This window comes from uncultured Methylobacterium sp. (assembly GCF_964242245.1).
Taxonomy (GTDB): Bacteria; Pseudomonadota; Alphaproteobacteria; order Rhizobiales; family Beijerinckiaceae; genus Methylobacterium.
Window position 1 is genome coordinate 1 of sequence record NZ_CAXTBY010000186.1, and the last position, 4,426, is coordinate 4,426.

Annotated in this window: 5 protein-coding genes; 2 read left to right on the forward strand and 3 right to left on the reverse strand. The window is 74.6% G+C overall.

Annotation, left to right across the window (positions count from 1 at the left end; genetic code table 11):
• Window positions 1-8 precede the first annotated feature (8 nt).
• Window positions 9-1,277: a DUF5666 domain-containing protein gene (locus tag ACFE8Y_RS20900; protein WP_375466290.1), complete on the reverse strand. Its 1,269-nt coding sequence runs from the start codon at window positions 1,275-1,277 to the stop codon at window positions 9-11.
• The gene (locus tag ACFE8Y_RS20905) at window positions 1,274-2,110 is read right to left on the reverse strand and encodes a DUF6502 family protein (RefSeq protein WP_375466291.1); all 837 of its coding nucleotides are present in this window, start codon (window positions 2,108-2,110) and stop codon (window positions 1,274-1,276) included. Before ACFE8Y_RS20905 ends, ACFE8Y_RS20900 begins: the two co-directional genes overlap by 4 nt.
• Window positions 2,111-2,559: 449 nt before the next feature.
• On the opposite strand from ACFE8Y_RS20905, the gene ACFE8Y_RS20910 reads away from it, so the two are divergent.
• Window positions 2,560-2,700 (forward strand): hypothetical protein, encoded by a 141-nt coding sequence (locus tag ACFE8Y_RS20910; RefSeq protein WP_375466292.1) that lies wholly within the window; start codon window positions 2,560-2,562, stop codon window positions 2,698-2,700.
• 386 nt (window positions 2,701-3,086) lie between these two features.
• Window positions 3,087-3,470, forward strand: coding sequence for a hypothetical protein (locus ACFE8Y_RS20915; protein WP_375466293.1), 384 nt, complete (start codon window positions 3,087-3,089; stop codon window positions 3,468-3,470).
• An 80-nt stretch (window positions 3,471-3,550) separates the two neighbouring features.
• Here ACFE8Y_RS20915 and grpE read toward each other — a convergent pair whose 3' ends face one another.
• Complete coding sequence (grpE, locus tag ACFE8Y_RS20920; RefSeq protein WP_375466294.1) at window positions 3,551-4,195, reverse strand: nucleotide exchange factor GrpE; 645 nt, start codon at window positions 4,193-4,195, stop codon at window positions 3,551-3,553.
• Window positions 4,196-4,426: the final 231 nt, after the last annotated feature.

Here is a 4,426-nt window from a genome sequence, read left to right on the forward strand (position 1 = left end):
CTCAACATCTAGCGGCGTCCGCCGCCCGGGCCACCGAGTCCGCCGAACCCACCCGGCCCTCCGGGACCGCCGCCAAAACCTCCGGGTCCGTTGAGCCCGCCCGGGCCGCCGGGAAGGCCCAGGCCTCCGTGGCCGCCGGGTCCGAACCCGCCGGGGTCCGGGCGGGTATCGAGGCCGGGCATGGTCCCGGGATGTCCGCCCGGCGCGAGACCCGGGCGTCCCGGGCCGTCCGGCCCTTGGCCGGGGAATCCTTGGCCGGCGCCCCCTTGGCCGGGCAGGCCGCGCGGGTCGATCCGATCCGGCCGGTGCTCGAAGCGCGGCGCCTCGCGGCCGTTGGCCGGACCCGGCGCGGGCCGCCCGTCGACGCGCAGGCGCTCCACGGTGAGGCGTCCGTCGGCGTCGGGCTGCAGGGTCAGCACCGCCCGCACGCTGCCGCGGCGGGGGATTGCGGCGGCGGCACCGGAGACGGGAAGGCCCGAGCCGAGGTTCAGCCGGCCCCCGCTACGGCCGACATAGGCCTCGACCGAGACCCGGGCGAGACCCGGCGGGAACGGCGGGCCGGCCTCGGTGGCGCGGGCGTGCCTCAGCACGCCGGCCGCGGCCTCGCCGGTGAGCGCGGCCCTGCCCCCTACCAGGGCACCGGCACCGTCGAGGCGCAAGGCTCCGATCCGCGGTCGGCCCTCGGCATCGCGCCGCACCGGGCCGGCGACGTGAGCGGGACCGGCGGAGCGCGGCTCGATCAGGCTCGCGACGACGACCCCGTCCGGCCGGCGCAGGCCGCTCACCGCGACCCAATCGCCGACCGCCCAGCCGCCCGCCATCCCGGCGGTCGAGACCCGCTGGCCGAGCACGGTCATCCCACCCCTGGCCACCGCCTCGACCGGACCGACGACCTCGCTTGTCACGTCGATCCGCCGGGTCGACAGGCCGCCGGCCTCCGCGTGGGCGACGCAGCGCACCACGTGGCCGATCCGCAGGTCGGAGCCCCGGGCCGGCGCCCCGTCGATGCGCACCGCGACGTCGGCGGGATAGGCGATGCGCAGGTCGTTGACGACGATCGAGCCGAAGCGGCGGATCGTGCCGATCATGCCCGTGCCGCCGATGCCGCGATCCTCGCCGGCCGGGCCGTCCGCCGGTCGCGCGCCGGTGCCGCCGATGCCCTGGTCGCGGGGCGCCTCCTGCGGCCGGGCGCGGCCGGGCAGGAGCAGGCCGGCGGCGCCGGCGAGCCACCGCAGGACGCGGCGGCGGTTCGGGTCGGGTCCGCGCCCGCTCCTCACGGGTCGCCAGCCTTGCCCGCCGCGGCCGGCGGCACCGCCTCGGCGTAGACGTAGAGCCCGAAGTTCCAGCGGTGGCTGCCGCCGGGATCGGTGGCGCAGGCCGCGTGCGCCTCGCGGTTAGCCTGGGCCAGCGCCTCCATCGCGATCTCCCGTGCGCGGGCTTCGAGGCGGGCGGCCAGTTCCGGCGAGAGCCCGTCGTAGTGCACGGCGCGCTCGAGGAAGCGGGGCGCCTCGCCGACGATGTTGGCGACCGAGGCCGCGATGTGGTCGTGGAGGTTGCGCCCGAAATAGTAGAGCTGCGGCTCGCCGCCCCGCGGCACGTAGGCGGCCTCGGCCAGCACGATCCGGTCCTCGGCATCGAGGGCGGCGAGCCCGCGGTCGAGCCACTCGTCCAGCACCGCCCGGGGCCGCAGGTCGCGGGTGATGCCGGCGACCAGCGCCTCGAAGGACGGCGCATCGCCCGCGCGGCGCAGCGGCAGGGGCCGGCCGGCGCGGTCGGTGAAGGCCGGGTCGGCAAGCCACCGGGCGATGATCCGGCTCGTGCGCGACACCACCGCCGGCACGGCGCTCACCGGCGCGCCGGCGCCGCGGAGCCGCCGCACCTCCTTGCGGTGGATGCCCGTGAGCAGGGAGACGCGGCTGTCGGTCTGCTCCTTGCCGGGCAGCGCGAAGTCGTACTCGGCGACGTTCACGTAGAGTTCGCGCAGCAGGTTCGTCAGGGCCGGGAAGGTGATGCCGCGGGCCACGAACAGGCGCACCAGCGGGCGCAGCAGGCGCGCCGCCGGCGCGTGCAGGGCGGCCCCTTCGGACGTGTCGGCGGTGGTCTCGGGCATGGATGGAGCTTCAGCGTGTCCCCGCGAGACGCCGCCCGCGCCGTGGCCCCGCCCGCACCGAGGCACGGTGCGGGCGTGTTCGCGAAAAACCCTTAGCGGCCCCGTCGTGGGACACAATCCCGCCCCGTGCGCGGGCGCACCTCGGCTGACGGCCCTTCAATTGACGTGGGAATTTTACACACATAACCATCCGGAGCAACGAACCCCCAACCCGGATGCGCGGGAACGACGCGATGACCGAACTGAGACGCCCCCTCGCCTGCCCGCCCCTGCAGTCCCTCGACGCGAATGCGCGGCCGCCTGCCTCGTCGCCCTCGCGCTGCCTGCCATCTGGATCGCCGCCGCGGACACGGCCCATCGCGGCGGGACCCCGAGGGCACGCAGGCCGCCGCCCCGCGATCCCCTTCCGAGGGGACGGCGCTCCACCCCACCCCGTGAGGAGCCCAGAGATGATCTTCATTCCGGCCCAAGGTCCGGCCTCCTGCCGGCGCGACGAGCCCGGGGGGTGCGGCGGCGCACGCGTCCTCGACCTGGCGATCTGCATGATCCTCGCCGTGATCGTGGTGAGCCCGCTGTTCCTCGCCCTCTGACGGTGCCGGCCGCTTCGTGAGGCGGTCCGGCCCTCGTCCGGGGGAGCACGCAGGCGGCGCCGTCCCCAGGGCGGCCTCGGCGCGGCCTGCGGGCCTTGCAGCGGGTCCGGCCGCGATCCTACGTACTATGCCCCCGGTGCGGCGGGCTTTCGCGCATCCGTCCTCGTGCGGAACGGGCACAAGAACAGGTTCCGAGGCATCGCTTCCAGGCGATAGACCTACGATCGACTGTCAAGACGACCGCATTCCGGTCTCGACAACGGGCGAATAGTGTTCCAGCATCGTCCGCGTGGCTGCAGCCGCGTCGAGCGCGGTGTGGTTGACGATCGGCGCGGGCGACCCAGCTTGGGACGCGCAGGGGAATTTCACGCAACACAGGACCGACCGTGACTGCTTCCATCCTCACCCGGCTTCGGACACGCGCCCTCGGCGCCGCATGGGCTGCCCTTGCCACCCTCCCGTCCGCGCACGCGCAGACCCTGCCGCAGTTCGATGCCGCGCGCGGGGCCTTCCTGATTCACGGGAACTATTGCGGGCCGGGCAACCGCGGGCCGGGCTACCCGCCGATCGACGCCCTCGACCGTGCCTGTGCCCACCACGACGCCTGCACGCCCGATCGGGCCTCGGGCCTGCTGCCGCACTGCGCCTGCAACGCGCGGCTCCGCATCGAGGCCGGCCGCGTCGCCCGCGATCCCGGGACGCCGCGATCGGTGCGCGACACGGCGCAGTTCATCTCGGAGGGCGCCGACGCCCTGCCCTGCGCCGACTGAGGCGCCGGCGGGGAACCGCCGGGCTTCTCGCGCGTCCGGGCCGGGCCGCGCGGCCCGGGATCGCGGGTCACCGAGGAACGTCAGGCCGCGTCGGCGGACGTTGCCCCCGCCGTGGGATCGCCCTTGCTGGCATCACCCTTGCTGGCATCACCCTTGGGCCCGCCCTTGGCGACGCCGACCAGGGCCGGCCGCAGCACCCGGTCGCCGATGACGTAGCCCGACTGCACCACCTGCACGACCGTGCCGGATGGAACCTCGGCATCGGGCACCTCGAACATCGCCTGATGGCGATTGGGATCGAAGCGCTGGCCCTTGGGCTCGACGAGCTTCACGCCGTGGCGCTCCAGGGTCTTGGCGAGATCGCGCTCGGTCAGCTCGATACCGTCGATCAGGCCCTTGAGCGCACCCTCGGCCACCTCCCGCGCCTCGGCCGGCACGCTGTCGAGGGCCCGGCGGATGTTGTCGGCGACGTTGAGCACGTCGCGGGCGAAGTTCGTCACCGCGTAGGTCCGCCCGTCGGCGACCTCGCGCTCGGTGCGGCGGCGCAGGTTCTCCATCTCGGCGAGCGTGCGCAGAATCCGGTCCTTCAGTTCGTCCCGCTCGGCCGTCATCGCGGCGAGCGCCGCGTCCGGCGCCGGTTCGGACCCGTTCGCGTGAGCCGCATCGGGACCGGTCTCGGCCGTGTTCTGACGCGGGTCGTCGTGCTGCATGTCGTTGCTCATCATCGCGATTTCGTTCATCGGCGAGGGTTTCGGAGGCCGGCGTTGATATCAGGCGGCCGGGCCACGAAATCAACCCGGCGATCGGCATCGCCTCCGGGCCGGCGATCTCCGGCATCGTCAAGCCTTATCTCCGTTCGTCCTGGCGGCGCCGATCCTCGCTCGCGGCGGCACGGCCGGGTTCAGGCGAGGTGCCAGCCGGCCTCGATCTGTCCGACGAGGTGCTGGTGCGCCTCC

What these genes read in the sequence shown, in the direction of transcription:
- grpE (WP_375466294.1), bottom strand. Translation starts at nt 4,195, where the DNA reads ATGATGAGCAACGACATGCAGCACGACGACCCGCGTCAGAACACGGCC.
- ACFE8Y_RS20905 (WP_375466291.1), bottom strand. Translation starts at nt 2,110, where the DNA reads ATGCCCGAGACCACCGCCGACACGTCCGAAGGGGCCGCCCTGCACGCG.
- ACFE8Y_RS20910 (WP_375466292.1), top strand. Translation starts at nt 2,560, where the DNA reads ATGATCTTCATTCCGGCCCAAGGTCCGGCCTCCTGCCGGCGCGACGAG.